We start from the raw sequence: 25,957 nt of genomic DNA, 5'->3' as shown, positions 1-25,957 counted from the left end.
CTGTACTGTTGACGCCCCGGCTCGTAGCTTCGGGGCATGGGCAAAATCCTGCTGACCGCGGCCGCCGGTTTCGGTACCGGCCTGTCGCTGATCGTCGCGATCGGCGCGCAGAACGCCTTCGTGCTGCGCCAGGGCATCCGCCGCGACGGCGTGCTCGCGGTGGTGGCGATCTGCGCGGTGTCCGACGCGGTGCTGATCGCGCTCGGCGTGGCCGGGGTCGGCGCGGTGGTGGCCGCCTGGCCGCAGGCGGTCACGGTGGTCGGCCTGCTCGGCGGTGCGTTCCTGCTGTGCTACGGATTCCTCGCCGCGCGGCGGGTGTTCCGGCCGTCCGGGATGCGGGTCGACCTCGACCGGCCGGCCTCACCGCGGCGCGCGGTGCTCACCTGCCTGGCGATGACCTGGCTGAACCCGCACGTCTACCTGGACACCGTGCTGCTGCTCGGTTCCGTGGCCGCGGCCCGGGGCGACCTGCGCTGGGCGTTCGGCGTCGGCGCGGTGCTGGGGAGCCTGTGCTGGTTCACCGCGCTCGGCTTCGGCGCGCGCCTGCTCACCGGGTTCTTCGAGAGGCCGTCGGCCTGGCGGCTGCTCGACGGGCTGGTCGCGGCGACCATGGTCACCTTCGGGGTGGTGCTGGTTGCCGGCGCCTAACGCCGGACGCGGGCGGCGAACGCCACGAGCTGGTCCCGGCGCAGGATCGCCACGGCCAGCGAGACGGCCAGCAGGATCAGCGGGAGCGTCGCGTCACCGTTGTCCAGGACGAACAACTCGGTCGCCGCCGCGCCCACCATCACCCCGGCCAGGCCGAGCGCGGCGGGACCGGCCAGCCCGGGGATGAGCAGCCCGATCGCCCCGGCGGCCTCGAGCACCCCGGTGGTGTAGCGCAGCCACTGGCCCAGCCCGATCTGCTCGAAGGTCCGCTCGGTGTGCCCACCGGCGAAGAGCAGGTAGGCGCTGTAGAGGAACTCGGCGGCGAGCAGGATCTGCACGATCCACAGCACGACGTTGAGCACGGTGAGACCGCGGGTACCGCTCACTCGCTCCGGCATGCGGTGCATCCTGCCCCACGCGGCGGGGTGGGACCAGGGGCCGCCGCGGCCGGGCTGCCACCCATCGGGAACATCCGCGCACCACTGGTTCGAGCGGGACTGGCCGGGGTGACTACGGTTGGTCGTGTCCCGCCGACCGTTTTCCCGAGAGGAACCACCATCGTGGCCGAGACCGACCGCCTGATCGCGGAACGCTACCGGCTGCTGGAGCGGATCGGCGCCGGCGCGATGGGCGTGGTGTGGAAGGCCGAAGACGAGCGCCTGGACCGGGTCGTGGCGCTGAAGGAGCTGATCCTGCCCCACGGCGAGGACAACGCCGGCGTGGTCGCCGACGCGAGCGCGCGGGCGATGCGCGAGGGCCGGATCGCCGCGCGGCTGACCCACCCGAGCGCGATCACCGTCTTCGACGTGGTGATGGACGACGACCGCCCGGTGCTGGTGATGGAGTACCTGCCCTCCACCAGCCTCGGCGAGGTGCTCGCACGCCGGGAACGGCTCAGCGCCGAGGAAGTGGCCGCGATCGGCGCGCAGATCGCCGCGGCACTGGCCGCCGCGCACGAGTCCGAGATCGTGCACCGCGACGTCAAACCCGCGAACGTGCTGTTGTCCGACGACGGGGTCGCGAAGCTGAGCGACTTCGGCATTTCCCGTGCCGCGGGCGACGGCACGCTCACCGCGACCGGCTTCGTCGCCGGGACCCCGGCGTACTTCGCGCCCGAGGTCGCGCGCGGCGAGGACGCCGACTCGCGGTCCGACGTCTTTTCCCTCGGTGCCACGCTCTACCACGCGGTGGAAGGCGCTCCGCCGTTCGGCGTCGGCGAGAACCAGATCGCACTGCTCTACCGCGTGGCCAACGGCGAGTTCCCGCCGCCGGAGCACGCCGGTCCGCTGCACGGCCTGCTGTCGCGCATGCTCGACGTCGATCCCGCCGCCCGCCCGGAAATGACCGCCGTCGCGGCGGAACTCACCCTGGTCACCGAGGCGAAGACGGTCCAGATCGCGCCCGCGCAACTCGGGGGCGGCGGCAAGAGCCGGCTGCGCCCGATCCTGCTGGCCTGCGTGATCGTCGTGCTGATCGCCGGTGGGGTGGTCGCCGTGCTGCTGATGAACCGCGAAAAGACCCCCGAGAACCCGCCGCCGGTCGCGCAGAGCACGTCGGAGACCGCGCCCGCACCCCCTCCGCCTCCGGAGTCGTCGGCCGCGCCGGAATCCTCGGCGAGCCCGCCGAGTTCGTCGGCACCACCGCCCTCGTCGCCCGCGCCGAACCCGGAGCAGGCCCTGCAGCAGGCGGTCACCGACTACTACAACCTGCTGCCGGGGAACACCGAAACCGCCTACGGCCTGCTGTCCGACCGGATGAAGCAGTCCCGCGCCAAGACCTACGGCGACTACGCCGCGTTCTGGGGCGGGATGAGCGATGTGCAGGTGTCCAACGTCAGCGCGACCGGGAACAACACCGTCTCCGTCAGCATCGTCTACACCAGGTCCAGTGGGGCGACCGAACGCGAGCAGCACACCTACACACTGGTGCAGAGCGGCGGCAAGTGGCTCATCGACAGCCAGCGCTGACGCCCGCGAACGGGTGATCCCCGCCGGTTTGCATTACGGATGCGTGAAAGTTGCGGCGCCGCACCGTTGAGCCGTCGTATGGTTACCTACGGTGAGGGGGATCACGGGCACCAGCCAGCGCAACGGAGCCGGGCACGCAGGGGAGCCGTGGCGGATCAGCATCCTGGATCTGTCGGGTTTCACCCTGGGGGCCGGTATCTTCCTGGGCGAGTACACCGCGCTCACCTGCGCGCACGTGCTTTCCGACGATCCGGAGGCCGATCCGGCCGGACTCCGGGTCCGCGTGCGCTTCGTCGGCCTTCCCGGCCGGCCCTGCGTCGCCGCGACTGTCGTGCGCGAGGGCTGGGTCCCCCAAACGGCCGCCGGTGGTGACGTTGCGCTGCTGCGATTGGCCGAACAACCCGCCGTGCCCGGCGCGCCGCTCTGCCACACCCGGGCCGTGCGCGACCGGACGGTGCACACCTACGGCTTCCCGGAACCCCACGACAACGGCGTGTGGGTGAACAACGCCGAACTGGCGGGCCCGGCGGGCGAGTGGGTGCAGCTGAACTCGCCGTTGCCGGGCGAGCGCGTGCGCCGCGGGTTCAGCGGGGCCGGTGTGATCGACAAGGCCACCGGCGCGGTGATCGGCATGGTGGTCACCGAGTACACCGACGAGACCACCGGGCTGGCGTTCATGATCCCGACCCGGGTGCTCACCGGGTACGTTCCGGCGCTCGCCGAGTTCGTCGCCGGGGAGTTGCCGGAGGCGCCGGGCACCATCACGGTGCTGATCGCCGACCGGCACACCGCGATCACCAGTGGCTTCAGCGAAGTGGCGGGGGACCAGGCCGGCCGGATGCTGACGCTGGACACCACCGGCAAGAGCCCCCGCGAGGTGTCGCACCGGCTCGAAGCCGAACGCGCGCGCGCCCAGTGGCCGCCCACCGTGGCGCTGGCCGCGGTCGACAGTTCGAGCCAGCCGGAGCGGCTGCTGCACGAGGTGGTCCGGCCGCTGCTGGAGCGCGGGGCGCAGGTGATCGTGCAGTTCAGCGCGGACAACGCGCCGGGCGCCGGGATCGCCCGCGACTGGCAGCGCGACGAGAACGCGGCCCGGCTGGACCGCCTGCGGCAGCTGGCCGCCGGGTTCGAGTCCGAAGAGGACAGTGTGCTGGTGCAGGCGCGGCGGCTGGCCAGGAAGATCCAGCCACTGCCCGAATTCCGCCCGCGCAGCGCGGAACTGGTGCTGCTGCTGGGCGCCGCCGACGCGGACGAACCCACCCGGATGCACCGGCGCCTGGCGCGGATCGAGGACTGGGTGCGGGAGCAACGCGACCAGCTCACCGTCTACCAGCACAAACTGGCCGCCAAGGCGGAGGAGTACGACGAATTGCGCGGGCAGTTGAGTGCCTACAACGCGATGGCCGTGCGCCACGGGCTGATGGAGGACGAGGAGCTGGCCGAGGTCTACCTTCCGGCGAAGGCGGCGCTGAGCACGCGCCCCTGTTCGCTCCCGGACGCGGTCCCGCTGGTGCACTCCTACGCCACGGCGGTCCGGCGGAAGCTGGCGCGGACGTGAGCGCCGGCGTGCCGATCTGCCACGGACTCCCGGTCGGGCCGAACGGGTTCTGCGACGTCTGCGGGCACAGCCGGGTCGCCACGGGCCCCGAGGTGAAGCCGGTGGTGCCCTCGAGCCAGCGCCGCGGCACGGACAGCGATCTGGCCGGGGACAGCGAGTTCCGGTCGCTGCCCGCGGTCGAGACCCCCGATCCCGCCACCCTGGTGCTGACCGACCCGAAGGTCCCGGTGGACCAGCAGTTCTGCGGCCGGTGCGGAGCCGAGGTGGGCCGTCCGTACCGCGGGCAGCCCGCGCTGCGGGCGGGGTTCTGCGAGGAGGACGGCGAGCCGTTCGACTTCCGGCCGAAACTGGCCGCGGGTGAGCTCGTCGGCGGGCAGTACCAGGTGCTCGGCTGCCTGGCGCACGGCGGGCTCGGCTGGGTGTACCTGGCCACCGATACCCACCTGCCGGACAAGTACGTGGTGCTCAAGGGGGTCATCGACCGGCACAACGCCGGTGCCCGCCGGCTCGCGCAGGTCGAACGCGACGTGCTGACCCGGCTGGACCACCCGAACATCGTGCGGATCGTGGACTTCGTCGCCCACCCCGACCGCGGCGCGGACAGTGACGACGAGTACATCGTGATGGACTACGTCGGCGGGCTTTCGCTGATGGAGGTGCTGAAGCACCCGGAACTGCTGCGCGTCGAGCACGTGATCACCTACGGGCGCGCCATCCTCTCGGCACTGGACTACCTCCACGGCGAGGACCTGCTCTACGTGGACATGACGCCGAACAACGTGATCCACGGCGACAAGCGGGTCAAGGTGATCGACCTCGGGGCCACCAGGGCGATCGACGACCGCGAGAGCGTCCCCGTGCTGACCCGCGGTTACCGCATCAGCGACCGGGAGCACCGGTCGCACGGGCTGACCGTGCGCTCCGACGTCTACTCGGTCGGCTGCACCCTGCGCACCCTGCTCGACGCCACGCCGGGGGCGTCGAGCGCCCAGGTGGGCACCGAATCGCTGGACCTGGTGATCAGCCGCGCGACCGACGAATACGAACGCCGGTTCACCAGCGCCGCCGAGATGTCCGAGCAGCTGGACGGCGTCCGCCGCGAGGTGCTGTTCCTGCGGCCCCGGCGGTCGGTGCGCTTCGAGAACACGCCGGAACTGCTCGACGCCGGGCTCGGCACGGTGCCGGGGCTCGCGTACTGGACCGAGCAGAATCCGGTGCTGGGCAGTGGTTTGCCGGAACCGCGGGTGGCGGCCTCCCGGCTGCCCCTGCCGCAGCCGGACACCCTGGACGACGCGGTCGAGGTCGAGCTGACCAGGGCGCGTGCCCGCATCGAACTGCGCGACCCGCGGGCCGCCGAGCAGGCGATCAGCCGGGCGAAGGAGCTGCTGGGGCCCGGCGCCGAGCACGACTGGCGGATCGCCTGGCACCTCGGGCTCCTGCACCTGGCCGAAAGCGAGGGCTCGGAGCCGCGGAAAGCCGCGCAAGCGAAGTCGCGGTTCGAAGCGGTGCGCAAGGCCTGGCCCGCGGAGGACGCGCCGAAGCTCGCGCTCGGCTACTGCGCCGAGGTGCTCGGGGACCGCGCGGAAGCGCTGCGGCTCTACCAGAACCTCTGGGCCCGCGACGACGGCCAGGTCAGCGCCGCGTTCGGCCTGGCGCGGTGCCTGCTCGGGTCGAGCGGCAAGGACGAGGAGGAACGCCGGGAGAACAAGGAGAACGCCATCGCGGCGCTCGACGAGGTGCCCGGGATCTCCCGCCACTACGACGCCGCGCGCATCGCCGTGGTGCGCCTGCGGGTGGCCGCGCCGGTCAGCCAGGCCGATCTCGAGGATGTGGCGAAACGGCTGCCGGAACTGTTCCTCGACAACGAATCGCTGGAACTGCTCACCACGCTCGTCCGGCACGCCGCGCTGGAATACCTGCGCGGGGGCGGGGCGGGCGGCTGGCACGGCGGTGAGCTGTTCGGCGCGCCGGTGACCGAGCACGGGTTGCGGAAGGGGCTGGAGAAGTCGTTCCGCCGCATCGCCGGGCAGGCCCGCGACGAACACCAGTACGGCGACCTGGTCGACCGTGCCAACGAAGTCCGCCCGCTGACGCTGAGGTGAGGCCGTCGATGTCACAGGAGTCCGAACCCGGGTTCGAGCTCGAACTCAACCAGACCAAGTACCTGTCCCCGTCCGACGAGACCATGCACGCGATCCTCAAGGTGCGCACGGTGAACGTGCGGCCGCCGGGCGAGGCGGCGGAGGTGCTGCTGGTGGACTGCTCGGCGTCGATGGACTGGCCGCCGACGAAGATCGCCGCCGCGCGCCAGGCCACCTCGGTCGCCATCGACACCCTGCGCGACGGCGTGCACTTCGGCGTGGTCAGCGGCACCGGCCGCGCGTCGATGGTCTACCCGGCGCGCGGGCTGGCCCCGGCGAACGAGGAGACCCGGGCCGCGGCGAAGGCGGCGGTGCGCCGCCTGATCGCGGGCGGCGGCACCGCGATGAGCACCTGGCTCACCCTGGCGGCGAGCCTGTTCGAGCCGTACCGGGACGCGGTCCGCCACGCCATCCTGCTCACCGACGGCAAGAACGAGTCGGAGAACCCGGAGCGCCTCGACCAGGCGCTCGCCGCGTGCGCCGGGAAGTTCGACTGCGACGCGCGCGGTATCGGCGACGACTGGAACCCCGCCGAACTGGAGCGGATCTGCGGGGCACTGCACGGGCAGGCCGACGCGGTGCTGGCCGACGCCGAACTGGCCGCGGACTTCGGCAGGTTGATCGAGTCCTCCATGGGCCGGGCGATCCCCGAACTGCGGCTGCGGATCACCACCATGCCGTTCACCGGGCTGCGCTTCGTCAAGCAGGTCTACCCGTCCTTGGTGGACATGACGGGACACCTGCGGGCGGCCGGGGAGCGGAAGCTGGAACTGCCCACCGGGGGCTGGGGCGCGGAGGACCGCGAGTACCACCTCTGCTTCGACGTGGACACCGGTGCCCTCGTGCGGGACAAGGACATGCAGCTCGGCCGGGTCGAGCCGGTCGGCGCCGCGGTGAGCAGCACCGTGCTCGGCTGCCTCACCGACGACCTCACGCTGTCGAGCCGGCTGGACGAACAGGTCAGCAAGCACACCGAGCACGCGGAACTGCGTGCGGTCGTGCTGGACGCGCAGCGGCGGTACCAGGCCGGTGCGGTGACCGAGGCCGCCCAGCGGTGGGGTGAAGCGCTGCGGCTGGCGATCAAGCTCCGAGACGAGAACCTCGCCGTCCGGCTGCGGCGGCTGGTCACGGAAGGAAGCGACGGCGGCTTCCGGCTCAAACCGGGCGTACGCGAGCGTGATGTCGGCTCGGCGATCCTCGGTTCCGCGATGGCGCCGCGCTCGCCGGCCGCGGCCGAACCCGAGCAGAGGGACGCCGAAGAGAGCGGGGATGTGCGGGTGTGCCGCGAGTGCAAGCGGATCCTGAGCCCGCGGGCGAAGGTGTGCGGGCAGTGCCGCACGCCGGTGGAGACGGCCGGATGAGCACGTTGCGCCGGTTGCTGCGGCTGCGTTTCTGGCTGCTCACCGCCACCGTGGTGGCCACGATCGCGGCGCTGGCCACCTTCGCCGGCATCCAGGCCACCGTCGCGGAGGTCCGGGCCCGGACCGCGCCCGCGGTGCTGGAGGTGGTGGCCGCGCAGGACGCGCTGGTCAAGGCGGACAACGCGGTGGTGACCAGCTTCGCCACCGGGCAGGTCGAGCTGATCGGGCCGGGGGAGCGGCACCAGAGCGAGATCGTCATCGCGCGCCAGAGCCTGACCCAGGTCGCCGAGCACAACGCGGCGGGCACCGAGGGCAGCCGCGCGCTGCAGGTGGTGGAAGGGCTGCTGGCCGACTACGCGAACTTCGTCGAGCAGGCCGACGCGCACTACCGGCAGGACGACGGGCGCATGCTGGGCACCGCCGATCTCTGGTACGCCTCACGCCTGATGCACCAGCCGGAGAACGGCATCCTGGGCAGGCTCGGCGCGCTCGCCGAACTGCAGCACACCGCGCTGCGCGACCAGCTCTCCGGTGGCTGGCTCACCACCGCGGTGGTCCCGTTGTGGCTGCTGCCGGCGCTGGCGCTGCTCGGCCTGCTGGGGTACGCGCAGGTCCGGTTGCGCCGGAAGTTCCGGCGCCGGTGGAACTTCTGGCTGCTCGGCGCCACCGGCCTGCTGGTCGGCATGATCGTGACCACCTCGTTCGCCTTCGGCTCGGCTTCGGCGGCCCGTGACGCGGGCGGCACGGTGGACACGGCCGTGGCTTCCTGGCGCGAGGGCACCGCCGCCGGGGCCTCGCAGGGCAGGCCGAAGCTGGTCGAACTGCTGCGTGAGCACTGCGGGCCGGCCTGTGGTGGCGTGGTCGCCGAACTCGCGGCCGGGGTGCCGGACGGTGGCGCCGCCCCGCCCGCGTCCACCGGTGATCCGGCCGACGACGGCGGCCGGATCGACGACCAGCTGGATTCCGCCGACGTGCCCGCGTTCGCCGAGTACCTGATCGCCGGCTTCGGCCTGGTGATCGCCGGACTGGTGGTGGCCGGTTTCCACTACCGCATCGAGGAATACCGGTTCAGGTCCTGATGAGACGTTCACTGGGCCGGGCGCTGCTCGGCATCCTGCTGCTCGGGCTGAGCGCGTGCTCGGGCACCCCGGAACCCGCCGGGGGCACGCTCACCGTGCTCGCCTCCTGGGAAGGCGCCGAGGGCGCCGCCTTCGAGTCGGTGCTGGAGCGGTTCGAGGACGAGAGCGGGATCGAGGTCGACTACCGCGGTACCCGCTCGGTCAGCCAGGTCCTGCGCTCGGACGTGCAGAAGGGCAGGCCGCCGGACATCGCCGTGCTGCCCAATCCCGGTGAACTCGCGCGGTACGTGGAAAGCGGCGACCTGCGCCCGCTCACGGACGTGCTCGGCGAGTTGCCCGGCGCGCAGTGGCTGCCCCTGCAACGCCTCGGCACGCCGGCGTACTACACGGTGGTGGTGAAGGCGGACCTGAAGAGCATGATCTGGTACCGCCGCGGCAGCCTGCCGGGCGCGCCGCCGCGCACCTGGGCGGAACTGGTCGCGCTCAGCGGCGAGCTCGGCGCGCGCGGGCAGACGCCGTGGTGCCTCGGCATGGAGTCGCAGAGCACCTCCGGCTGGCCGGGCACCGACTGGATCGAGGACATCCTGCTGCGGCGGTCCGGCCCCGAGGTCTACCAGCGGTTCGCGGCCGGTGAGCTGCCGTGGACCTCGACCGAGGTGCGCCAGGCATGGCAGGACTGGGGACAGCTGATCGCGGCGCCCGGCGCGGCGCGCGGCGGTCCGGATGGCGCGCTGCTGCTGGGTTTCGGCGACAGCGCCAAGCCGATGTTCACCAGCCCGCCGGGCTGCGTGCTGGACCACTTCGCGTCCTCACGGGTCAGCGGTTACCAGCAGTACGAGCTGCCAGGCCGGTCGAAACCGACCGTCGACGAGTTCGACTTCTTCCCGTTCCCGGTGCGGGAAGGCACCGGGAACCCGGCGGTGGAACCGGCCGGGGTCTCGGCGGACCTGGCAGGCATGTTCACCGATTCGGAGGCGGCCCGCGCGCTGATGCGGTACCTGGCTTCGGAGCGCGGTCAGGCGGTGTGGCCCGCCGAAGAGACCAGCGCGACCTTCTCGATCAACCGGAACCTGCTCGACCAGGGCGTGTACCGGGACGCGCTGAGCGTGCGGGTGGCCGAACGGCTGACCTCGGGTCCCTGGTGCTTCGACGCCTCGGACATGATGCCGGAGACGATGAGCGACGCGTTCCACCGCGCCGTGCTGGACTATCTGGGCAACACCGGCGACACCGGCGAGCTGGACCGGTTGCTCGAAGTGCTCGAACAGGTCCGGGTCGGACTACCGGCCGAGGAACGGCTCAACCTGCCCTGCGGCCGCTGAAAAAGCAACACGAGGAGGCGAAGTGACGGAGTTCGTGCGGTTCCCGCTCGACGACGGTGGTTCGGTGCTGGTCGAGGTGGAGGTCCCGCACGCGGTCGAACGCGCCGGGCGGCCGAAGAACATGCTTCGAGAGGCGGGGATGTCCTTCGAACGCGCGCTCGACGAGGTGCGGGGTGCCGCGGCCGCCGCGCTCGACCGGTTCCGCTCGATGGGCCCGGACGAGGTGGAGCTGAAGTTCGGCGTGAAGCTGGACGCGCAGGCGGGCGCGGTGATCGCGAAAACCGGGCTGCAGGGCCAGTTCGAGGTGAAGCTGAAGTGGCTGCGCGATCCGGCCGCGGTGCGCCCGGAGGAAGCCGTGGAGGATTCCGCGCCCGCCAAGGCCTCAGAGCCCGCCGATGGGCAGGGCGAGTAGCCGGAAGCTCAAGCCCTTGCCGTGGGTGTCCAGCGCGAGCGAGGTGGTCACGCCGCCGTCGAGCGCGTGGCGGCACCGGAACTGCAGGGCGCACAGGTTCGGCAGCACGTACCGGACCACCTCGCCACGCAGTTGACCGGACAGGTGCGCACGCACGCGTTCGGCGGTCACTTCGCGGACGAGCAGCGGGAAGTCCTCGTCGCGGTAGGGGAACAGCGACAGGATCGAGGTGTCGCCCTTGTCGCCGGCGCGGCAGTGCGCGATGTCGTGCAGGATCATCGCACCGGCCGGAACGTCGTCACCGTGGGTTCGGCCCGCTCGCGGTCGAGGAGTGCGGACACGATGCCGATGACCTCCGTGGTGCTCGTGCGGACGCCGCCACCGCCGGCGGGCCCGTTGGTGTACAGGGCTTCGACCTCGTGGCAGACCACCTCCGCCGCCTCGCGGTCCGGGGTCAGCGCGGCCACCCGCAACCGGCTCTCGGTGTCCGAAGTGGACAATTGGATCCGTGGTGGCACGGGCAGGCGCGCGGTGACGATCTCCCCGGCCAGCACGGCGCGCTCCCTGGCGTTCGGGCCTTCGTAGGAGATCTCCGCTTCAGCCCGGAACCCGGCGCGGTAGCCGACGCTGACCTTCAACCGCCGCGGCCGGGTCCGCCCGACCGCGCCTTGGACCGCGACCCGGTCCGGGCCGGTCTCGCGCAGGGTCACCTCGCGCAGGTCTAGTTCCACGTCCGGGGTCAGGTAGGCGGTGGGATCGGTGATCTCGTACAGCAGTTGCTCGCGCACGGTCGCCAGTGAGACCAGGCCGCCCGTGCCGTCCGGCTTGCCGAACACCGCCGAGCCGTCGGCGCCGACGTCGGCGAAGGGGAAGCCGAGTTCGGCCAGTCCGGGCACCTCCTTGTGCCCGGGGTCGGCGAAATAACCACCGGTGAGCTGCCCGGCGCACTCCAGCAGGTGGCCGACCAGGGTGCCGGCGGCGGCCGGGTGCGGATCGGCCAGGTCCCAGCCGAGCCGGTCCGCGAGCGGGGCGAGGAACAGTGAGGGATCGGCGACGCGGCCGGTGAGCACGACGTCCGCGCCGAGCGCCGGTGCGATCGCGTCCGCGCCGAGGTAGGCGTTGGCGGAGACCAGCTCGCCGTGGTCGGCCAGCGGCACGCCGTCTTCGAGCGCCGGGGTGCGGGGGTCGATCCGGTCGAGCACGTCGTCACCGGTGACCACCGCGACCGTGCGATCGAGCCGGAGTTCGCCGAGCAGGGCCGCGGTCGCGCGACCCGCGGCGAGCGGGTTGGCCGCGCCCATGTTCGTGAGCACACGCACGCCGTGTTCGGCCGCCAGCGGCAGCAACCGCCGGAACCGCGCGAGCAACCGGGGGTCGAACCCGGCGTCCGGATCGGTGAGCCTGCGTTGCTGGCCGAGCGCGATCGTGCGCTCGGCCAGGCATTCCAGCACCAGGTCGGCCAGTCCCGCCTGGCGCACCAGCACTTCGGCCGGTTCGAAGCGGTCCCCGGCGAAGCCCGCGCCGCTGCCGATCCGTGTGGTTCGCATGGTTCCCTGGTTCCCCTCAGACGGAGATCGCGCCGGTGAGCAGCGCGACGGCGGTCATCACCAGCGTGGTGCCGAACGCCCACTTGAAGATGAACCGCTGGTGCGCGCCGAGGTCCACCCCGGTCATGCCGACCAGGATGAAGGTGGACGCGGTCAGCGGGCTCAGCGGGAAGCCGGTGGTCATCTGGCCGAGCAGGGCGGCCCTGGCCACCTCGGCCGGGTCACCGCCCAGCGCCGCGCTGGTCTCGGCGAGCACCGGCAGCACGCCGAAGTAGTAGGCGTCCGGGGTGAACACCAGGCTCAGCGGCATGCCGGTGAGCGCGGTGAGCGGCGGCAGCGCGCCCGCCGCCCAGTCCGGGACGACGCCGACCAGTGCGCGGGCCATCGCGTCGATCATGCCGGTGCCCGACAGCACGCCGGTGAACACCCCGGCGGCGAAGATCATCGTGGTCACCAGCACCACGTTGTGCCCGTGCTTCTCGAACAGTTCCTGCTGCTGCGGCCACTTCGGCCGGTTGATGAGCAGGCCCAGCACGAACGCCACGACGAAGAGGATCTCCAGCTTCGCCAGCTGGGCGAGCAGGGCGGCGACCAGCGCGAGCGTGAGGACCACGTTGAGCCAGAAGCGAACGCGGTCGGCGCGCGTGCGCTCGGCCTTGGCTTCTGCGGGCGGTTCGAGCGCGATCACGCCGAGGCGTTTCCGCTCGGCGCGGCCGATCAGGTAGGCGGCGAAGAGCACCCACAGCACCCCGCCGATCATCGCGGGCAGCAACGGCAGGAACAGCTCGCCGCTGTCGCGGTCCATCGCCGCCATCGCCCGCGCGGTCGGGCCGCCCCACGGCACCATGTTCATCACGCCGGCGCCCAGGCAGATCACGCCGGCCAGCACCAGCGGGCGCATGCCGAGCCTGCGGTAGAGCGGCAGCATCGCCGAAACGGTGATCAGGAAGGTGGAGGCGCCGTCGCCGTCGAGCGCGACCAGCAGGGTGAGCACCGCGGTGCCGACGGTGATCTTGAGCGGATCGCCCTTGGCCCAGCGGAGGATCCGGGCGACCGCCGGGTCGAACAGCCCGGCCTCGATCATCAGGCAGAAGTACAGCACCGCGAAGGTGATCATGATGGCCACCGGTGCGACCGTGGTCAGGCCCTTGCCGATCAGCTCGCCCAGCCGGGGTGCCGCGCCGACGGCGAGCGAGGCCAGTATCGGGATCACGGTGAGCGCGAGCAGCACCGAGACCCGGCGCGAGAGCACACCGGCCAGGAAGACCGCGATGGTCAGGAAACCCGCCACTGCCAGCATCGTGTTCCAGGCCTTTCCCCGTCGCCGTTGACGCCGTCGACTGTGCGATAGCTCGCCTATCGAGGTCAAGCAAGGGTTTCGCATAGACTGATGCACCATGCGCATGGATCTGACCGTTCCGCAACTGCGCGCGGTGGTCGAAGTGGCCGACGCGGGCGGGTTTACCAGTGCCGCCCAGCGGCTGCACCTGGCGCAGTCCTCGCTCAGCCGGGCGATCGGCGAGGTGGAGCGGCGCGTGGGCGTGGCCCTGTTCGAACGCACCACGCGACGGCTCGAACTGACCCCGGAGGGCGCCGAGTTCGTGCGCATCGCCCGCGGGGTGCTCGACGCCTTCGACGCCGGGATGCGCCACTTCGCCGGATTCCTGGAGGGATCCGCCGGGCACGTGCGGGTGGCCACGCTCCCGTCGCTCGCCGCGATCCTGCTGCCGCCGGTGGTCGCGGCCTACGGGCGGGCGCACCCGGCGGTGGAGCTGTCCATCGAGGACGCGTTGTCCGGCGAGGTGCTCGACCGGGTCCGGGCGGGCGCGGTCGATCTGGCGGTGACCGTGGTGACCGAGCCGTTGCCCGATCTGGAGGTGCGCGAGCTGGCGGCGGACCGGTTCTGCTGCATCTTCCCGCCCGAGCACGCCTTCGCCGGGAGTCCGGCGCTGACCTGGTCTTCGCTGGCGGGGGAGCCGTTCATCGCCTTCGGGGCCGCGTCGAGCATCCGGCGCCTGGTGGATCGCGCGCTCGACGCCGGTGCGGTGCGGACCGGCCGCCGGATCGAAGCCAGGAACATCGCCGCGGTGGCCGGCCTGGTCGCCGCCGGGCTGGGCGTGTCCGTGGTGCCGGGGCTGGTGCTGCCCCTGGTTTCCTTCGCGGGCCTGGCACACGCGCCGTTGCCCGCGGTGGAACGCACCATCGCCGTGGTGCGCGATCCCGCGCGCCCGCTGGCTCCCGCCGTGCGGGCGTTCCTCGACGCCCTGTTCACCGATCGGGCCGAGCTGCCGCCGGAATCACAGTGGCTTCCACGGTGATGTCGCGAAGGCGCCGGACTTTCCGCGCACCGGTTGGTGGACTGGGCCCATGCCCGCCGTCTTCTGCGTCATGCTCGGGATCTTTTCCCTTGTCACCAGCGAAATCCTGCCGATCGGGCTGCTCACCCCGATAGCCAGGGACTTCGGTGTCTCCGACGGCACGGCCGGGTTGATGATGACCCTGCCCGGTGTGCTGGCGGCGATCGCCGCACCCGTGGTCACCACCGCGGCAGGCCGCCTCGATCGGCGGAAGCTGTTGTGCGCCTTGGTGCTGCTCCTGGCGTTCGCCGATTTCCTCGCCGCCCTCGCGCCTTCGTACCCCGTCATGCTCGTGTCACGGGTGCTGGTCGGGCTGGTGATCGGCGCGTTCTGGTCGGCCGGTGCCGGGCTCGCGCCCCGCCTGGTCCGGCCGGAGCGGGTGCGCACCGGCACCGCGGTGATCTTCGCCGCGGTGCCTCTGGGCTCGGTGCTCGGCGTACCGGCGGGCACCTTCATCGGCGACCTCGCCGGCTGGCGAGCGGCGTTCGTCGTGCTGGGTGTGTTCACCACGGTCCTGTTCCTGGCCATGCTGGTCTGCCTGCCTTCGTTGCCCGCGCGGCAGGTGACCAGCGCGCCGGTGCTCAACGCCCTGCTGCGGCGGGGGAGCGTCCGCGTCGCGCTCCTGGTCACCTTCTTGATCGTGCTCGCGCACTTCGGCACCTACACCTACGTGACCCCGTTCCTGCTGGAAGTCACCCGGCTCGGCCCGGGTGCGATCACCCTTTTCCTGCTGGCCTACGGGATCGCGGGCATCGCCGGAAACTTCCTCGCCGGGTCCACTGTGGACCGCAGGCCGCGCCGCACCTTCGCGGCGGTCGCCGGAACGCTCGCCGTCACCACCGCGCTGCTCCCGGTGCTCGGCGGCAGCCCGCCCGGGGCGCTGGTGTTGCTCGTGGTGTGGGGCCTGGCTTACGGCGCGGTGCCGGTGTGCTCGCAGACCTGGTTCGCCAAGGCCGCGCCCGAGGCGCCCGAGGCCGCGACGGTGTTGTTCACCGCGTCGTTCCAGGCCACCATCGCGGCCGGGGCGTGGCTCGGCGGGCTGGTGGTGGACGCCTTCTCGCCGTCGGCCGTGCTGCTGCTCGGCGGACTCGTGGCCGCACTCGCGCTGGCCGGGCTCCGGCGCCCGGTGAAGCGACCGGGACTGACGCCGAGGTGACGCTTGAAGTGCCTGCCCAGGTGCGCCTGGTCGTAGAAGCCGGCCGCGGTGGCGACCTCGGCGGGGCGCTGCCCGGCGAGCAGGAGCCGCCGCGCCAGGTCGACGCGCCGCCCGGTCAGGTACAGGTGCGGTGGCAGCCCGAACGCCCTGGTGAACGAGCGGACCAGGTGCGTCGGGTGCGCGTGCAGCACCTGCGCGGCGTGCTCCAGGGTGAGACCGTCGACGGTGTGCTCGTCGAGCAGGCCCCGCAGGTCACCGGCCAGGCGGTGCACCGGGACGGGCCGCGGTTCGGCCCGGCGTCGCAGGTGCGTGCGCAGCCGTTCGCGCACCAGCGCCAGCCTGCTCTCGGCTTCCAGTTCCTCGCCCGGCTGAGCCAGCACCAGGTGCAACTGGTGGAGGCGGTGGCGCAGCGCCGGGTCGAAGAACGTGGGCTGGTCGACCGCGGCCCCGGCCAGTTCGGCACCCAGTATCGACGTGTCGACGTAGAGCACACGCTTGCGGAACCCGGCTTCGGTGGCCGACCGCCCGTCGTGCGGCACGTGCGGGGGCAGCACGGTCACCGACGGCGTGCCGATGCCGTGGTGGTGCAGGTCCAGGTCGAACCGCACGGCACCGTCGTCGACGATCAGCACCGTCCAGGCGTCGTGCGTGTGCGGTGGGTAGGCGTGGCCGACGAAGTGCGCGTGGAAGACCTCGGAGACCCCCGGCACCCCGGGTTTCCAGGCCCTGATCATGTCAGGAACATACAAGACGCCCCCGGCGCCGGGCGTGAGACTGGAGCGGTCCAGCCACCCGAACGAGGAGCACCACCGTGACCGCCCGGTTCGACACGAAGATCGCCGTCCTGCTGCGCGAAGACCTGGAGTCGTGGCAGCGGCTCAACGTCACCGCCTTCCTGAGCAGCGCGATCGCCGGAGCCGACCCCGCACTGATCGGCGAGCCCTACGCCGACGCCGACGGCACCGAATACCTGGCGATGTTCCGCCAGCCCGTGCTGGTCTTCGCCGGCGACGCCGAACTACTGACCGCCGCCCATGGCCGCGCGCTTTCCCGCGGGCTGCGCCTGGCCGTGTTCACCGAGGAGTTGTTCAGCACCGGCAACGACGCGGACAACCGCGCCGCGGTGCGGGCGGTGCCCGCCGAGAAGCTGAACCTCGTCGGCCTCGCGCTGCACGGGCCGAAGAACGCGGTGGACAAGGTGCTCAAGGGCGCGAGTCTGCATCGGTGACCTGGCCGTCGGCCTGCTTCTCCTCGCCGATGGCCGCGACGAAGTCCGCGACCACCTCGGCGGCGATCTCGCGCACCTTGACGTTGCGGTGCTGCGAGAAGCTGACCAGCTTTTCGAAGGCGGCGTCCGCGTCACACCGGAACGCCGCCATCACCAGCCCGACGGCTTCGCTGACCGTGCTCCGCGTGTCCAGCGCCCGGCGCAGGTCCATGGCCTCGCGTTCACCGGCCGCGATCAGCTTCTCGCGGAACCACGACAGTTCGAGGTTGACCCGGACCCTGGCGACCAGCTCGCCGGGGTTGAACGGCTTGGTGATGTAGTCGTCGGCCCCGTGCCCGAGCCCGTCCACAGTGGACTCGGCGCCGGCGCGGGCGGTGAGCAGCATGAACGGCAGCCGCGCGGTGGACGGTTCGCTCCGCAGCTCACGCAGCAGCGAGACGCCGTCGCGCCCGGGCAGCATCACGTCGCTGAGCACCAGGTGCGGCCGGTGCGCGGCGATCCGCTCGATCGCGGCGTCCACGTCGGCCACCGCGTCGACCTGCCAGCCCTGACCCCGCAGCAGCCGCAGGATGTGCGTGCGCATGTCGGCGTTGTCTTCGACCAGCAGCACGCGGGCTTCGCCGGGGCGGCCGGTGTCGCCGGCTTCCTCGTCCGGGCGGGGCACCCACTGCCGGGCCTCGTCGGCGAACTCCGCGCCGATGGCCGCGCCCACCGTCGGCTTCGCCGGTTCCGCGTCGACCGGCCGCCACGGCACGGTGACGGTGAAGGTGCTGCCCGAGCCCAAGGTGCTGTCCACGCTGACCGCGCCACCCAGCGCCGCGGCCAGGTCCGAGACCAGTGAAAGCCCGATGCCCGCGCCTTCACCGGTCCGCCCGGCGGTGCCTTCGACCTGGTGGAACCGCTCGAACACGCGGCCCTGCTCGGTGTCGGGGATGCCGGTTCCGGTGTCGCTCACGCTGAGCACCAAATCGTCGTTCCGCACCGCGAGGCCGACGGTGATCGTGCCCTGGTGGGTGAACTTCAGCGCGTTGGACAGCAGGTTGAGCACGACCTTGGCCCACATCTCCTGGTCCAGCGAGATCACCGTGCTCGTTCCCTCGCCCAGGTCGAGCCGCAGGTCCAGCCCGGCGTCCTCGGCGGCCGAGCCGAACATGGCCGCGCATTCGGCGGTCAGCTGGGCCGGGTTCACCGGCTTGAGCTTGGGCTGGAGCTGGTCGGCCTCGGCCATGGCCACGTCGAGCAGGGTGTCGACCAGCCGCTGCAGCCGCCGGGCCGCGCGCAGGGCGGCGGTCATCGTGTGCTGCTGGTCGGCGGGCAGGCTGCCCTGCTCGAGCAGGGCTTCCAGCGGGCCGATCAGCAGGGTCAGCGGGGTGCGGAACTCGTGGCTGACGTTCTGGAAAAACCGGGTCTTCGCCTTGTCCAGGTCGGCCAGCGCGCTCGCGCGGTGACGCTCGGTCTCGTAGGCCAGCGCGTCGGTGAGGATGGCTGAAAGCCGCGCCGCGACGAGTTCGAGGAAGCCGCGGTAGGAGTCGTCGAACTCGCGGTACGGGCTGATCCCGACGACCAGTTCGCCGACCGGCTCCGGCCAGCCGGTCACGGTCAGCGGGAACTCGATGAGCTGGGCCGGCGCGCCGGTTTCGAACCGGAAGACCGGCGCCGGTGCCATCTCGGTGCCGTCCCCGCGCAGCGAGGCCGCCACCACCGGCAGGTCCGCCCGGTTGTCGCCGAGGATCCGCACCGCTTCCCGGCAGGCGTCGGTCACCGGGTGCTCGGCACCGGCCAGGTTGATCGTGCCGAGCCTGCGCAGCGTCTCCAGCCGCCGTTCGCTGAGCACCCGGCTGGTCACGTCGGTGGTCGCCACGAACACCCCGGCCACCGAATCGTCCTCGGCGTACACCGGGCTGTAGGAGAAGGTCCAGTAGGTCTCCTCCAGGTAGCCGTGCCGGCGCATGAGGAGGAACTGCTTCTCGGTGTAGGTGGCCTCGCTGCCGTCGAGCACGCCCTGCGCCAGCGGGCCGAGTTCGTCCCAGACCTCGGCCCAGCACTCGGCACCGGGCTGGCCGATGGCCTCGGGGTACTTGTCGCCGAGCACCGGGGTGTAGGCGTCGTTGAAGATCTGCACCAGCCGCGGCCCCCACCACAGCAGCATCGGGATCCGCGAGGGCAGCACGGTGCGGATCGCGCTGCGCAGTTCGACGGGCCAGTCCTCGACCGGGCCGAGCGGGGTGGCCGCCCAGTCGGTGCGGCGCAGCCGGGCGCGGGTCTCACCGGGGCCCGCGAAAAGCCGCTCCGCCGCTGACCGTCTGTCCATGGTGGGTAGCCTCCCGGCTGCCGGTGCGCGCCGGGCGCGAAGTCAACCCGGCTAGCTGTTCAACCGGCGCGGTCCGAGCATACCGCTGCGTGATCACCCGCAGTGACAGCTACCCGTCCAGCAGGAAATCGAGCACGAGCGGGCCCGCGACGTCGCGGAATTCGTCGAAGTAGGCGTGCCGGGCACCGGGGATCAGGTGCAGCCGCGCGCCCGGGATCCGCTCCGCGAGCAGGGGGGCGTTGGCCGTGGGGTTGAACACGTCTTCGCTGCCGTGCACCACCAGCGTCGGCGCGGTGATCCGCGGCAGGGCGTCCCAGCTGTCGTGCTGCGCGCTGGCGAGCAGGTGCGCGCGGCGGGCGTGCGGAGGCATGTCCGGGTCACCCAGCGTGTGGTACGGCCCGGGGTGCGTGGCGATCCAGCCGGGCGTGTACATCAGCTCCAGCAACGCCCGGCGGGCCGCGGCGGCGTCACGCTGGCCGAGCGACCGCTTGACCTCGCGGTCGCGCTCGAGCCCGTGTGGCAGGCCGGGGGAGGTGCAGCCGAGCACCAGCCCGCCCACCCGCCCGGCGTGCTCGGCGGCGAGCCACTGCGCCACCCGCCCGCCCATCGAGGTCCCGTACACGTCGGCGCGCTCCACGCCGAGGTCGTCGAGGATCGCCACCACGTCCTCGGCGAACCCGCGGGTGCTGTACGAGTCGTCGTCGGGCTTGTCGCTGCGCCCGACCCCGCGGTGGTCGTAGGTCACCGTGCGGAAGAACGGGTCGAAGTCCGGCCGGGCGGTGTCCCACCAGTGGTGGTTGTTCGCCTGCCCGGCGAGCAGCACCAGCACGCGCTCGCCCTGGCCGTGCACCTCGTAGTACAGCTTCACATCATCGGGCGTGCGTGCGAACGGCATACGACCGATCTTAAGCCGGGAAGCGGGCCACCCACTTGTGCTGCCAAGGGGTTTCGACCGCACGGGGGTGGTAGTGCTCACGCGTCCAGGCGACGGCTTCACCCCCGGGGACGCCGGCCAGGCGCGCGAGGCAGGCCATCACGGTGCCGGTGCGGCCGACGCCACCGCCGCAGGCGATTTCCACGCGGTGGCCCTCTTTCGCCAGTGCGTGCAGGGCACGGATGCGCGTCACCGCCGCCTGGCGGTCGAGCGGGAGCAGGAAGTCCGGCCAGCTGATCCACTCCTGCGCCCAGGCGATGTGCCCGCCGTGGGAACGGCGCAGCACGCGCGTCCCGAGGTACAGGCCGTGGTCGGGCGGGTCGCCTTCCGGTGCGCCACGCCGCAGGCCGCGGCCGCGCACCCAGGAACCGTCGGGAAGTTCGATGGCGCCGGTCAGCTGGGTCACACTCACCCGGCCATCGTGCCAGAAAACCGGGCCGGACCGGCGGGTGCGCGGAGCCGCCGGTCCGGCCCCGCGCACCCGGCGAACTCACTCCTGGCAGGTCTTGCCGCGGTTGACGCAGTTGACCAGGCGCCACATGATCCGCTGCGACATCACGTTCGCGAAGTCGTCGTGGTCGCTGAGCGGGTTGTGCTCCTCCTCCGGGAAGGAGTCGACCGCGTACTGCCCGGCGAGCTGGACCTCACGCGGGACGTCGTAGGTCAGCGTGATCCGCAGCTGCGGCACCGCGCGGAACCCGCGGGCACACCGCCCGTTCTGGTCGGGGAACACGATGTGGTCGCGGTGGTTGGCCGAGTCGATGTTGCGGCCGTCCCAGCAGCTCGGGAAGTCGTGCAACCGCACCACCTTGCTGCCCTCGGGGCAGATCGGGTACTTGTTCATCAGCACCCGGTCCTCGAAACCGCTGCAGGTCCACGAATCGCGCGCGTTCTTCGGCCCGTTCGTGCCCACCTTCGCGTCACCGTAGAGGATCCGCAGGAAGCGGGGCATCGCGGTGACCTTGCCGACCGGGCTGCCGCGGAAGGTCAGGTCGACCGCCTCCGGCCGCTGGATCTCGCCCTCGTTGCCCTCGAGCTCGTTGTTGTCGTTCTCCTCCGGCTGCGGCTGCCGTGCTTCCTGTTCGGTGCCCTCGGCCTGGGCGTTGTCGCTGTTCTCGTCACCGTTGGCCACACCGGCGTTGTTCTGGTCCTTGACCGCGCACGGCGCCAGTCCGCCGAGGTTCTGCGGCTTGTCGGCCTCGGCGTCGATCGCGTTCGCCATCCGGTCGATGGCTGCCGCCCGCTCGGCCTTCAGCGGTTCGAGCACCGCGGCCGGGTCCTCGCCGCCCTGCACCTTCTGCTCGGCCGCGTCGAGCTGGCCGTCGAGGTTGCCCAGTTCGGTTTCGACCTCGTCCTGGACGGGCTCGGGGATCTCGTCGGGCAGTTGGCTGGCCACGTCGGGGCAGTCGACCCGGGGTTCGGCCTTGGCCTGCTGATCGGCCGCCTGCGCTTGTTTGCGCTTCGCTTTCTGTTCTTCAGCCGGCGGATTTTCCGCGGGCGCTTCTTCTGCGTTTTCGGCGTTGATGCGCAGCACCGGCCAGAAATAGGTGGATTTGTCGCCGTTGCGGCAGGTGGTCCCCGCCCGCGCCAGGCTCCGGTTGTTGGAATCGGCGTTGGTGGAGAGGTTGCCGACGTAGTCGTGCAGGTGCTGGGCACCGTTGCGGACGCCGGGCTGGGCGATGAAGTTGTCCGGGTTGAAGTGCCCGTTCTCGTTCCGTCCACAGTCGACCGTGAACGTACCTTTGCTGGCTCTTCGCTGGGGCTGGGGCGTCTTCACGTTCGGCGTGACGGTGGTGATGTCGACGAACAGCGACTTGTCGGCGCCGTCCGCGCTCGCCGGTGCGGGGTCACCGGCGCTCGCGTTGAGAACCACCACGCCGACCGCGATCACCAGGCCGATCGCGCCGGTGGTCAGTTTCGTGCGCTTCGAAATGCGATGTCTACCCTTGTGCTGGGCCATGGAGTACCTCATCGGGGTCAAACTTCGTCGGGGTGGGGCCGCGTCGCCGGGACAATTCCCCGATCGCTGCCGAGAAATTGCTCCGGCCGGGGAAGACACGGCTTCGAACGGGATTTACGTCCGCCCGGCGAGTTTTGTTCAGCTCGCGGATGAGGTTGCGCCATCCGGCGCAGTACTACTGGGCCGGACGGCCCATGGTGAAGAACTCGGGGTTCGGGCGCAGCGCGGTCAGGTGCGCCAGGCGGTTGGACAGGGCGAACAACGCGGTGATGGCGCCGACGTCCCAGATCTCGTCCTCGGTGAGTCCCGCCGCGCGTGCCCGCGCCAGGTCGGCCTCGCCGAACTTCGCCGAATCACGGGCCAGCGCGAGCGCGAGGTCGACGATCGCGCGCCCGCGCTCGTCCAGCTCGACCTGCCACGGGTTGCCCGCCACCCGATCGGCCAGCTCGGGGTCCTTCGCGCGGATGCGCAGGATCGCGCCGTGCGCGACCACGCAGTAGGTGCAGTGGTTCGCGCTCGAGGTGGCCACCACGACGAGTTCGCGCTCGGCCTTGCTCAGCCCGTCGGAGCGGTCCATCAGCGCGTCGTGGTAGTCGAGGAACGCCCGCAGTTCGGCGGGCCGGTGGCCCAGCGCGCGGAAGATGTTCGGCACGAACCCGGACTTCCCGGCGATCGCCCCGACGCGCTCGCGCAGGTCTTCGGGCAGACCGTCGAGTTCGACCACGGGGAACCGGCTCACGTCTTCACTCATGACCCCGAGCCTAAGCGGCGGCCAGCAGGTCCAGGATCACCGCCGCGGTCCAGCTGAAGTCGCTGGCGCCGTGGCCGTTGCGGGTGAGCGGATCGACGTATTCGCGGAACCCCACGTCGTCGGCGGCGCTGAGCAGGCCCGCGCGGACGGTGGCGGCGAGTTCGTGCTCGCCGTGCAGCCGGAGGCCGCGCCAGAGCAGCCAGCCGATGTTGAACCAGGCCGGGCCGCGCCAGTAGCGGGTGGCCTCGAACATCGCGTCGGTCAGGTCGAAGCTGGGCGGCAGGCCGATCTCGCCGAGCCGGAAGCGCGGGCCCACGGTGGTCTTCACCAGCGCGTCCGCCACCGGCAGCCCGGGCACCACCAGCGGGATCAGTCCGGCGACGCTGCCGCAGCGCAACGACTGTCCACTGTGGACGTCGCGGGCGTGGAAGCAGCCGTCGCCCCCGTCGAACAGGGTCTCCGACAGCGCGTCGCGCACCCGGGCCAGCTCGGCCAGGTGCGGTGCCGGGTCCAGACCCAGTTCGACGGCGATGTCGGCCAGCGCGGCTTCCGAAGCGGCCAGGAGCGCGTTGGTCAGCGGGTCTTCCACGGCGAAGGCGTGCGTGGCCAGGTCGTCGGCGTACCCGTGGTCGCGGTAGGTCTGCGCCAGCCGGACGTAGCGCCCGTAGTCCAGGTCCGTCGGCCGCTCCCCGGCGGCGGCGTGCTGCAGGTCGCGCCGGGTGAACAGCGAGGTGGTGGGGGCCACCCGGCTGAGCGGGGTGTCCCACGCCGGACTGTTGTCCATCCCGGACTCCCACGGGTGCACGATGCTCACCAGCCCGCGCCCGCCGAAGTCGCGGCGGCCGGTCAGGTAGCGGTGCCAGGCCACCAGCCGCGGGTACAGCCTGGGCAGGAAGCCGCGTTCCCGCGCGAGTTCCGGTGCCGCGAGGAAGGTCTCCCACGCGGCGAGCGCGTGCACCGGCGGCTGGATCAGCCCGGAGGTCGCCGGGTGCCCCGGTGCGGTGACCGTGGCCGACTGCCAGAACGCGGGACCGGGGAAGTAGGCGTCGGCCGGGGTCGAGGCGTCGAACACGATGTGCGGCACCCGCCCGTCCGGCCACTGCGCGCCGAACAACGACTCCAGCTCCCGCTGGGCCCGCCGCGGCGAGAGGTGGCGCAGGCCCAGCGCGATGAACGCGGAGTCCCAGCTCCACTGGTGCGGGTAGAGCCCGCTCGCCGGGATGGTGGACTGCCCGTGCCAGTTGTCCAGCAGCACGCGGCTCGCGCGTTCGCGCAGCCCGAGGCTCATGACGCGCGCCGCAGGAAGGACGGCACCGCGCCGAGTGCGGTGGTGGGTTCCCCGCGCAGGCGGCACTCCAGGGTCAGGTAACCGGTGTAGCCGATCGCGGCCAGCGCGCCGAGCACGCCCGGCCAGTCCACGTGCCCGGTGCCCGGCTGGAACCGGTTCGACTCGCTGACGTGGACGTGCCCGAGGTGGCGTTCCGCCTTGGTCAGCGCGGTGACGGGATCGTCCTCCTCGATGTTCATGTGGTAGGTGTCCGCGGCGATCCGGATCGAGTCGAGCCCGGTCTCCTCGATCAGCGCGGCGGCCTGCTCGAGCCGGTTGACCATGTGGTCCTCGTACCGGTTGAGCGGTTCGAGGTAGAGGTGCACGCCCTCGGTCCTGGCGTGCTCGCCCAGCTCGGTCAGCCCGGCGAGCAGCACCTCGTGGTCCTCGGCCTCGCTGCGGGGCGGCTCGAACGGCGGCAGCCGGCGGGAGAACATCCCGTAGGACGCCGGGGTCATCACGCCCTGCCCGCCGAGTTCGGCGATCACCGACAGCTGCGACTTCAGCTGCGCGATGGCGTCGGCCCGCAGGTCGGGGTCGAAGGCGGCGAAGAAGTGGGACATCTCCACGCAGACCGTCGGCATGACCACCCCGGCCGCCGCCGCGCGCCGGAGTTCGGGCAGCCGGTCGAGCAGGGCGTACTCACCCCGGCCGCGCAGTTCGATCGCGTGGTAGCCGGCCGCCTGGGCGAACTCCCACTTCCGCTCCAGGGTCTCTCCTGGCAGCAACTGTTCTTGACAGCCGAATTCGGGCACAACTACTCCTGGTCGAAATCGAGCACGATCTGCAGCGCGTCACCGGGGCTGGTGTCGAGCAGGCGGTAGGCCTCCGCCACGCGGGACGGCGGGAGCTGGTGGGTGACCAGCGACGCCGGGTCGAGCAGGCCCTGGGCGCTGAGCCGGAGGAAGGTCTCGTTGAGCCGCGCCTGGTCCCAGCGACCGGACAGGCGCGCGGTGACGCCGCCGATCTGCGAGCTGATCAGCTCGACGCGGTTGTGGTGGAACTCTTCGCCGAGCCGCAGGCCACGGCCCTCGTCCTGGTAGAAGCCCGCCGCGACCACCCGCCCGCCGGGCGCGACCGTGCGGATCGCCTCGTGCAGCGCCAGGTAGGACCCGCTCAGCTCGATCGCCACGTCCGCGCCGCTGCCGCCGCTGTGCTCCCGCACACCCTCGGCGACCTGCTCGCCGACGGGGTCGAGCGCGAGCACGGCACCGGCCTTGAGCGCCTCCGCGCGGCGGGGGGCCAGCGCGTCCACCGCGACCACCTCGGCGCCGCTCTGGCGCGCCATCTGCGTGGCCAGCAGTCCGATCACGCCCTGGCCGAAGATGGTCACCACCTCGCCGAGGTGCATGTCCGCGGCCAGGATGGCGTTGAGCGCGACCGCGCCGACCCTGGCGAACGAAGCGGCGAGCGGATCGAGGCCTTCGGGCACCGGCCGCACCTTCTCCGCGGGCAGCACGGCACCGCTGCGGTGCCCCCAGATGCCCCACACCTGGTCGCCGGGCGCGAACCCGGTGCCGGGTGCCGCTTCGACGACTTCCCCCGCTTCGGAGTAACCCCAGCCCACCACGGGGTATTGCAGTCCGGGGATCTCGGCGGTATCGGTGAACAGGCGACGTTCGGCGTTCCAGGTACGGGTGAGGTACGGGTTCGTACCCCGGTAAGCGGTCAGCTCGGTACCCGCCGAGATGCCCGAGAACCGGGTGCGCACGCGGACCTGGCCCGGGCCGAGCGGATCGGCCGGGATCTCGGCGAGCTCGACCCGCCGCGGACCGGTGAACTGGACGACTTGCACTACGCCGGGCAACAGCCCTCCTCGCTCGGTGTTACGACCGGGACTATACCTACTTATGTCTTGTCACCAATCATAAGGTCTGCTTCGATGTGGCTCCTGCAGC

23 protein-coding genes and 1 pseudogene are annotated in these 25,957 nt (G+C 71.8%); 11 read left to right on the top strand and 13 right to left on the bottom strand.

What is annotated here, in order from left to right:
- Nucleotides 1-36: 36 nt before the first annotated feature.
- Nucleotides 37-648 carry a LysE/ArgO family amino acid transporter gene (locus tag L3Q67_RS38330; RefSeq protein WP_499186303.1) on the top strand — a complete coding sequence of 204 codons (612 nt, stop codon included), beginning with the start codon at nt 37-39 and terminating at the stop codon, nt 646-648.
- Here the strand turns inward: L3Q67_RS38330 and L3Q67_RS38325 are convergent.
- On the bottom strand, nt 645-1,046 hold the full coding sequence (locus L3Q67_RS38325; protein ID WP_499186302.1) for a DoxX family protein: 402 nt from the start codon (nt 1,044-1,046) through the stop codon (nt 645-647). The genes L3Q67_RS38330 and L3Q67_RS38325 overlap by 4 nt on opposite strands.
- A 162-nt stretch (nt 1,047-1,208) precedes the next feature.
- Between L3Q67_RS38325 and L3Q67_RS38320 the strand changes: the two genes are divergently transcribed.
- The 7 genes from L3Q67_RS38320 to L3Q67_RS38290 all read left to right on the top strand — a co-directional run bounded on the left by L3Q67_RS38320 (nt 1,209) and on the right by L3Q67_RS38290 (nt 10,488).
- Nucleotides 1,209-2,615: a serine/threonine-protein kinase gene (locus tag L3Q67_RS38320; protein WP_499186301.1), complete on the top strand. Its 1,407-nt coding sequence runs from the start codon at nt 1,209-1,211 to the stop codon at nt 2,613-2,615.
- A 91-nt stretch (nt 2,616-2,706) separates the two neighbouring features.
- Entirely contained in the window at nt 2,707-4,173 is a 1,467-nt protein-coding gene (locus L3Q67_RS38315) for a S1 family peptidase (protein ID WP_499186300.1), read from the top strand.
- Nucleotides 4,170-6,275 (top strand): serine/threonine-protein kinase, encoded by a 2,106-nt coding sequence (locus tag L3Q67_RS38310; protein ID WP_499186299.1) that lies wholly within the window; start codon nt 4,170-4,172, stop codon nt 6,273-6,275. The genes L3Q67_RS38315 and L3Q67_RS38310 overlap by 4 nt, the downstream gene beginning before the upstream one ends.
- An 8-nt stretch (nt 6,276-6,283) precedes the next feature.
- The gene (locus tag L3Q67_RS38305; RefSeq protein ID WP_499186298.1) at nt 6,284-7,675 is read left to right on the top strand and encodes a vWA domain-containing protein; all 1,392 of its coding nucleotides are present in this window, start codon (nt 6,284-6,286) and stop codon (nt 7,673-7,675) included.
- Nucleotides 7,672-8,754 (top strand): GlnX family signal transduction membrane protein, encoded by a 1,083-nt coding sequence (locus L3Q67_RS38300; RefSeq protein ID WP_499186297.1) that lies wholly within the window; start codon nt 7,672-7,674, stop codon nt 8,752-8,754. The genes L3Q67_RS38305 and L3Q67_RS38300 overlap by 4 nt, the downstream gene beginning before the upstream one ends.
- On the top strand, nt 8,754-10,076 hold the full coding sequence (locus L3Q67_RS38295) for an ABC transporter substrate-binding protein (RefSeq protein WP_499186296.1): 1,323 nt from the start codon (nt 8,754-8,756) through the stop codon (nt 10,074-10,076). Before L3Q67_RS38300 ends, L3Q67_RS38295 begins: the two co-directional genes overlap by 1 nt.
- A 22-nt stretch (nt 10,077-10,098) precedes the next feature.
- A complete protein-coding gene (locus L3Q67_RS38290) occupies nt 10,099-10,488 on the top strand; it encodes a CU044_2847 family protein (RefSeq protein ID WP_499186295.1) in 390 nt (129 codons plus the stop codon).
- Here the strand turns inward: L3Q67_RS38290 and L3Q67_RS38285 are convergent.
- The 3 genes from L3Q67_RS38285 to L3Q67_RS38275 are packed head-to-tail and all read right to left on the bottom strand — an operon-like array spanning nt 10,459 to nt 13,335.
- Nucleotides 10,459-10,767 (bottom strand): AtuA-related protein, encoded by a 309-nt coding sequence (locus L3Q67_RS38285; RefSeq protein ID WP_499186294.1) that lies wholly within the window; start codon nt 10,765-10,767, stop codon nt 10,459-10,461. The genes L3Q67_RS38290 and L3Q67_RS38285 overlap by 30 nt on opposite strands.
- Nucleotides 10,764-12,035 (bottom strand): acyclic terpene utilization AtuA family protein, encoded by a 1,272-nt coding sequence (locus tag L3Q67_RS38280; RefSeq protein ID WP_499186293.1) that lies wholly within the window; start codon nt 12,033-12,035, stop codon nt 10,764-10,766. Before L3Q67_RS38280 ends, L3Q67_RS38285 begins: the two co-directional genes overlap by 4 nt.
- A 16-nt stretch (nt 12,036-12,051) precedes the next feature.
- Nucleotides 12,052-13,335: a CitMHS family transporter gene (locus L3Q67_RS38275; RefSeq protein ID WP_499186292.1), complete on the bottom strand. Its 1,284-nt coding sequence runs from the start codon at nt 13,333-13,335 to the stop codon at nt 12,052-12,054.
- A 97-nt stretch (nt 13,336-13,432) separates the two neighbouring features.
- On the opposite strand from L3Q67_RS38275, the gene L3Q67_RS38270 reads away from it, so the two are divergent.
- Both L3Q67_RS38270 and L3Q67_RS38265 read left to right on the top strand, forming a co-directional pair.
- Nucleotides 13,433-14,353, top strand: coding sequence for a LysR family transcriptional regulator (locus L3Q67_RS38270; protein WP_499186291.1), 921 nt, complete (start codon nt 13,433-13,435; stop codon nt 14,351-14,353).
- A gap of 49 nt (nt 14,354-14,402) precedes the next feature.
- The gene (locus L3Q67_RS38265) at nt 14,403-15,548 is read left to right on the top strand and encodes an MFS transporter (protein WP_499186290.1); all 1,146 of its coding nucleotides are present in this window, start codon (nt 14,403-14,405) and stop codon (nt 15,546-15,548) included.
- Here the strand turns inward: L3Q67_RS38265 and L3Q67_RS38260 are convergent.
- A pseudogene (locus L3Q67_RS38260) lies at nt 15,509-16,282 on the bottom strand (helix-turn-helix transcriptional regulator); the annotation flags it as partial. The gene L3Q67_RS38265 and the pseudogene L3Q67_RS38260 sit on opposite strands and share 40 nt — an antisense overlap.
- Before the next feature lie 77 nt (nt 16,283-16,359).
- On the opposite strand from L3Q67_RS38260, the gene L3Q67_RS38255 reads away from it, so the two are divergent.
- Complete coding sequence (locus tag L3Q67_RS38255; RefSeq protein WP_499186289.1) at nt 16,360-16,776, top strand: DUF2000 domain-containing protein; 417 nt, start codon at nt 16,360-16,362, stop codon at nt 16,774-16,776.
- Here the strand turns inward: L3Q67_RS38255 and L3Q67_RS38250 are convergent.
- The 8 genes from L3Q67_RS38250 to L3Q67_RS38215 all read right to left on the bottom strand — a co-directional run bounded on the left by L3Q67_RS38250 (nt 16,751) and on the right by L3Q67_RS38215 (nt 25,866).
- Nucleotides 16,751-19,087 (bottom strand): ATP-binding protein, encoded by a 2,337-nt coding sequence (locus L3Q67_RS38250; protein ID WP_499186288.1) that lies wholly within the window; start codon nt 19,085-19,087, stop codon nt 16,751-16,753. The two genes, L3Q67_RS38255 and L3Q67_RS38250, sit on opposite strands and share 26 nt — an antisense overlap.
- 109 nt (nt 19,088-19,196) lie before the next feature.
- Nucleotides 19,197-19,982, bottom strand: a complete 786-nt coding sequence (locus tag L3Q67_RS38245) for an alpha/beta fold hydrolase (protein WP_499186287.1) — start codon at nt 19,980-19,982, stop codon at nt 19,197-19,199.
- Between the two features lie 10 nt (nt 19,983-19,992).
- Nucleotides 19,993-20,433, bottom strand: coding sequence for a phosphatase domain-containing protein (locus L3Q67_RS38240; RefSeq protein WP_499186286.1), 441 nt, complete (start codon nt 20,431-20,433; stop codon nt 19,993-19,995).
- 78 nt (nt 20,434-20,511) lie between these two features.
- On the bottom strand, nt 20,512-21,981 hold the full coding sequence (locus L3Q67_RS38235; protein WP_499186285.1) for a DUF1996 domain-containing protein: 1,470 nt from the start codon (nt 21,979-21,981) through the stop codon (nt 20,512-20,514).
- A 175-nt stretch (nt 21,982-22,156) separates the two neighbouring features.
- Nucleotides 22,157-22,732 carry a carboxymuconolactone decarboxylase family protein gene (locus tag L3Q67_RS38230; protein ID WP_499186284.1) on the bottom strand — a complete coding sequence of 192 codons (576 nt, stop codon included), beginning with the start codon at nt 22,730-22,732 and terminating at the stop codon, nt 22,157-22,159.
- A gap of 10 nt (nt 22,733-22,742) precedes the next feature.
- Nucleotides 22,743-24,020: a glucosidase family protein gene (locus L3Q67_RS38225; RefSeq protein WP_499186283.1), complete on the bottom strand. Its 1,278-nt coding sequence runs from the start codon at nt 24,018-24,020 to the stop codon at nt 22,743-22,745.
- Entirely contained in the window at nt 24,017-24,814 is a 798-nt protein-coding gene (locus L3Q67_RS38220) for a sugar phosphate isomerase/epimerase family protein (RefSeq protein ID WP_499186282.1), read from the bottom strand. The genes L3Q67_RS38225 and L3Q67_RS38220 overlap by 4 nt, the downstream gene beginning before the upstream one ends.
- Nucleotides 24,815-24,816: 2 nt before the next feature.
- Nucleotides 24,817-25,866, bottom strand: coding sequence for a zinc-binding dehydrogenase (locus L3Q67_RS38215; RefSeq protein ID WP_499186281.1), 1,050 nt, complete (start codon nt 25,864-25,866; stop codon nt 24,817-24,819).
- Between the last annotated feature and the right edge of the window lie 91 nt (nt 25,867-25,957).

The sequence above is a fragment of the Saccharothrix sp. AJ9571 genome (genome assembly GCF_021725495.1).
Lineage (GTDB): Bacteria > Actinomycetota > Actinomycetes > Mycobacteriales > Pseudonocardiaceae > Amycolatopsis > Amycolatopsis magusensis.
Note: the sequence above shows the minus strand (reverse complement) of the source record. Positions and strands in the feature narration are given on the sequence as shown.

What these genes read in the sequence shown, in the direction of transcription:
- L3Q67_RS38230 (WP_499186284.1), bottom strand. Translation starts at nt 22,732, where the DNA reads ATGAGTGAAGACGTGAGCCGGTTCCCCGTGGTCGAACTCGACGGTCTG.
- L3Q67_RS38325 (WP_499186302.1), bottom strand. Translation starts at nt 1,046, where the DNA reads ATGCCGGAGCGAGTGAGCGGTACCCGCGGTCTCACCGTGCTCAACGTC.
- L3Q67_RS38235 (WP_499186285.1), bottom strand. Translation starts at nt 21,981, where the DNA reads ATGGCCCAGCACAAGGGTAGACATCGCATTTCGAAGCGCACGAAACTG.
- L3Q67_RS38330 (WP_499186303.1), top strand. Translation starts at nt 37, where the DNA reads ATGGGCAAAATCCTGCTGACCGCGGCCGCCGGTTTCGGTACCGGCCTG.
- L3Q67_RS38250 (WP_499186288.1), bottom strand. Translation starts at nt 19,087, where the DNA reads ATGGACAGACGGTCAGCGGCGGAGCGGCTTTTCGCGGGCCCCGGTGAG.
- L3Q67_RS38265 (WP_499186290.1), top strand. Translation starts at nt 14,403, where the DNA reads ATGCCCGCCGTCTTCTGCGTCATGCTCGGGATCTTTTCCCTTGTCACC.
- L3Q67_RS38245 (WP_499186287.1), bottom strand. Translation starts at nt 19,982, where the DNA reads ATGCCGTTCGCACGCACGCCCGATGATGTGAAGCTGTACTACGAGGTG.
- L3Q67_RS38270 (WP_499186291.1), top strand. Translation starts at nt 13,433, where the DNA reads ATGCGCATGGATCTGACCGTTCCGCAACTGCGCGCGGTGGTCGAAGTG.
- L3Q67_RS38280 (WP_499186293.1), bottom strand. Translation starts at nt 12,035, where the DNA reads ATGCGAACCACACGGATCGGCAGCGGCGCGGGCTTCGCCGGGGACCGC.
- L3Q67_RS38295 (WP_499186296.1), top strand. Translation starts at nt 8,754, where the DNA reads ATGAGACGTTCACTGGGCCGGGCGCTGCTCGGCATCCTGCTGCTCGGG.
- L3Q67_RS38305 (WP_499186298.1), top strand. Translation starts at nt 6,284, where the DNA reads ATGTCACAGGAGTCCGAACCCGGGTTCGAGCTCGAACTCAACCAGACC.
- L3Q67_RS38285 (WP_499186294.1), bottom strand. Translation starts at nt 10,767, where the DNA reads ATGATCCTGCACGACATCGCGCACTGCCGCGCCGGCGACAAGGGCGAC.
- L3Q67_RS38275 (WP_499186292.1), bottom strand. Translation starts at nt 13,335, where the DNA reads ATGCTGGCAGTGGCGGGTTTCCTGACCATCGCGGTCTTCCTGGCCGGT.
- L3Q67_RS38225 (WP_499186283.1), bottom strand. Translation starts at nt 24,020, where the DNA reads ATGAGCCTCGGGCTGCGCGAACGCGCGAGCCGCGTGCTGCTGGACAAC.
- L3Q67_RS38300 (WP_499186297.1), top strand. Translation starts at nt 7,672, where the DNA reads ATGAGCACGTTGCGCCGGTTGCTGCGGCTGCGTTTCTGGCTGCTCACC.